This window comes from Paenibacillus sp. 01L418, from assembly GCF_056400045.1.
On the sequence record NZ_JBFTSN010000729.1, the window covers coordinates 1 to 1,551 of the forward strand.

At 37.1% G+C, this 1,551-nt stretch carries 2 protein-coding genes; both read right to left on the reverse strand.

The window, feature by feature from the left end; all coding sequences use genetic code 11:
• Positions 1-792: 792 nt before the first annotated feature.
• Positions 793-1,158 (reverse strand): hypothetical protein, encoded by a 366-nt coding sequence (locus AC1DSE_RS35125; protein WP_441880890.1) that lies wholly within the window; start codon positions 1,156-1,158, stop codon positions 793-795.
• A 100-nt stretch (positions 1,159-1,258) separates the two neighbouring features.
• The coding region (locus AC1DSE_RS35130; RefSeq protein ID WP_477529107.1) for a hypothetical protein at positions 1,259-1,551 on the reverse strand (293 nt) is incomplete at its 5' end.

Consider the following 1,551-nt stretch of genomic DNA (forward strand, 5'->3'; position numbering starts at 1 on the left):
TTGGATAGGCATAACACGGTTGGTTTCTTAAAAAATGTTCTGTACAATGCGAGTAACAGTACAACTAAACATAGAAGAATCACCGTTAACGAAGCGTAGAATATACCCCTCTGATCCCATAACCTCAATACAAGAATAGATTGACTCGATATAATAGCAATCATTCCTATAATGGTTCCAATCCTTGATGGACTCTTAACTGGATGTTTTATTTCCATAAACATTGCCCCCCTGTTCAAATCCCTTATCTTAGAATACCACTTATTGGAACTATTCTGCCCGTTAGCGTAACTACGAAGGGCTGCCACGTGGCAGCCCTTTTAGTCTTCAACTATCGTTTCCCGTTAGTTCAGCGAGTTAAACTATTAAATTCCTACTATTGCAGATAAGTTAATATCAAAAATATGCTGTATCAAAGCAAAGACGAATAAGATTGCAAATGATATTGCGATATACTTTAATGACCTATAGAAAGCCAATAATAAATGAAGTTTTTCTTCCGCCATGTAATATATAGAACTTCCACCAATCAGCATAAAACAACAGGCCACTATTTTTACTGGAATTAAGTAGTACCATTGAGGAATGCCCGTTCCATAAATTGAAATTATGTAACCAATAAGATAAGTTGCTCCGTAATATCTCCATCTCCTTCTGATAATTCAACACACCTCCTTAATTGAAACTTTTTATAAATTACGGTGTGCTAAACTAACCTGACCGTTAGCTCAACGAGGCTACCGTTCATTTCCGGCAGTCTTGTCCTGGTGATTGTTACACTATAGTGTCCCGTTAATTGAATAATGGTTCGCTTACTATCCTAAACTGAATCCATTCGATACCTGTAACTTTTGTTTTAGTGGTTAGTCCACTAAATTCCCAAATTCCCGATTCTGAATTGGAAGGACCAGTAACCTGCCATTCATAAGCCAATTTGTGAGCACTTACTAGGGTTGAGAAAACGGCATGAGAAATATCGTCCTTATTTAAGGATGTGCTAAAACCAACATCATATAAAGCCGAATCCTTCCAATAACGTTCACAGGATAAAAGGACAGCATTCGTCTCACAAACCTCTTCGAATCTTGAGAGTAATTTTCGAGCCTTTTCCTCTGTATTCACTTTGAAAAACGCATGCCAATGAATGCTTTTATACATCTAGATACCCCAATCATTGAATAAGATGCGATGGTAATTTAACGATTCAGCCTGTTGTCATTGAACTATCGTGTCCCGTTAGTTCAATTATCTATCACCTTCATTGCAACCTCTTTACAGCAGTTGCTTTGTTAATTATCTCGTTAAACTCAGGAATCAAAGCACTACCAACTATTTTATCTCCAATCCGATTAATTGCCCAAGTTGCAAAAGAAATAGCTTGCTCATTGTTGTTCACCTGCAAATGCACTCTAGAAATAACTAATGCTAGTCTAGTATCTGTTAGCACGTCACCTAACCGTTTTACATTCTTATTCCTTTGTTCTATGTCCTCTGYGCTAATACTGGTGAGACATTCAGGGAAATTAATGAAACTCCCAAAGTATTGTAAAC

Excerpts from the sequence above, each read along its gene's own strand:
- AC1DSE_RS35125 (WP_441880890.1), bottom strand. The coding sequence starts at position 1,158 with ATGTATAAAAGCATTCATTGGCATGCGTTTTTCAAAGTGAATACAGAG.